This is a genomic window from Helicobacter mehlei (assembly GCF_003660265.1).
Lineage (GTDB): Bacteria > Campylobacterota > Campylobacteria > Campylobacterales > Helicobacteraceae > Helicobacter > Helicobacter mehlei.
In genome coordinates, this window is sequence record NZ_QXQP01000050.1 from 1 (window position 1) to 2,009 (window position 2,009).

Annotated in this window: 1 rRNA gene; it reads left to right on the forward strand. The window is 47.6% G+C overall.

The window, feature by feature from the left end:
- Positions 1–253: 253 nt before the first annotated feature.
- A 16S ribosomal RNA gene (locus tag EAO36_RS08130) occupies positions 254–1,753 on the forward strand.
- Positions 1,754–2,009: the final 256 nt, after the last annotated feature.

Consider the following 2,009-nt stretch of genomic DNA (forward strand, 5'->3'; position numbering starts at 1 on the left):
TTAAGCCCCTCCTAAGCTTTAAAATCCTATAATTGCGTTTTGCCAAAGTTAAAGCGGTTTAAAAATCCGAAGGTTTAAAGACCGAAGCGGTTTTAAAAAAGCTTAAACTTCATACGCAACGATCTTTGACATTTAAGCAAGAGAGTCTTGTAGCCAAATTTGTTTTTTGTTTTGTTTTGGCTTTAAGGACTCTAGTTTTGACACAACTTGTCTAATAGAGTAATCTTGAGCCAGTTTGGGATTTAAACTTAACTTTATGGAGAGTTTGATCCTGGCTCAGAGTGAACGCTGGCGGCGTGCCTAATACATGCAAGTCGAACGATGAAGCCTAGCTTGCTAGGCGGATTAGTGGCGCACGGGTGAGTAACGCATAGATGACATGCCCTTTAGTTTGGGATAGCCACTAGAAATGGTGATTAATACCAAATACTACCCTACGGGGGAAAGATTTATCGCTAAAGGATTGGTCTATGTCCTATCAGCTTGTTGGTGAGGTAAAGGCTCACCAAGGCTATGACGGGTATCCGGCCTGAGAGGGTGAACGGACACACTGGAACTGAGACACGGTCCAGACTCCTACGGGAGGCAGCAGTAGGGAATATTGCTCAATGGGCGCAAGCCTGAAGCAGCAACGCCGCGTGGAGGATGAAGGCCTTAGGGTTGTAAACTCCTTTTGTCAGAGAAGATAATGACGGTATCTGACGAATAAGCACCGGCTAACTCCGTGCCAGCAGCCGCGGTAATACGGAGGGTGCAAGCGTTACTCGGAATCACTGGGCGTAAAGAGTGCGTAGGCGGGGTTGTAAGTCAGGTGTGAAATCCTATGGCTTAACCATAGAACTGCATTTGAAACTGCAACCCTAGAGTGTGGGAGAGGTAGGTGGAATTCTTGGTGTAGGGGTAAAATCCGTAGAGATCAAGAGGAATACTCATTGCGAAGGCGACCTGCTGGAACAATACTGACGCTGATTGCACGAAAGCGTGGGGAGCAAACAGGATTAGATACCCTGGTAGTCCACGCCCTAAACGATGGATGCTAGTTGTTGGGGGGCTTTGTCCTCCCAGTAATGCAGCTAACGCCTTAAGCATCCCGCCTGGGGAGTACGGTCGCAAGATTAAAACTCAAAGGAATAGACGGGGACCCGCACAAGCGGTGGAGCATGTGGTTTAATTCGAAGATACACGAAGAACCTTACCTAGGCTTGACATTGAAGGAATCTGCTAGAAATAGCGGAGTGTCTAGCTTGCTAGACCCTGAAAACAGGTGCTGCACGGCTGTCGTCAGCTCGTGTCGTGAGATGTTGGGTTAAGTCCCGCAACGAGCGCAACCCTCTTTCTTAGTTGCTAACAGGTTAAGCTGAGCTCTCTAAGAAGACTGCCTGCGTAAGCAGGAGGAAGGTGAGGACGACGTCAAGTCATCATGGCCCTTACGCCTAGGGCTACACACGTGCTACAATGGGGCGCACAAAGAGATGCAATGCCGCGAGGTTGAGCCAATCTTAAAAACGCCTCTCAGTTCGGATTGCAGGCTGCAACTCGCCTGCATGAAGCTGGAATCGCTAGTAATCGCAAATCAGCCATGTTGCGGTGAATACGTTCCCGGGTCTTGTACTCACCGCCCGTCACACCATGGGAGTTGTGTTTGCCTTAAGTCAGGATGCTAAAGCAGCTACTGCCCACGGCACACACAGCGACTGGGGTGAAGTCGTAACAAGGTAACCGTAGGTGAACCTGCGGTTGGATCACCTCCTTTCTTAGAGAAACCCTTTAAGACTTCGTTGTCTTAGAGACAAGGCTCAAGGCTCTCTTGCTTAGGTGTTAAGGGTTTGTTTAAAATCTCCTGGATTTACTTAAAACCTTAAGAGAATTTTTTTACGTTTTTCTTCAGTCTGTAGGATTTTTTGTTAAAACACCCTTTTATCTTTGGTTAAAGGCTTGCTATGGGACAAAAAGAGTTGTTGCAAGAATTTGTAGAGATCGAGCACGCGGACACAGGGAAGAAAAATCGG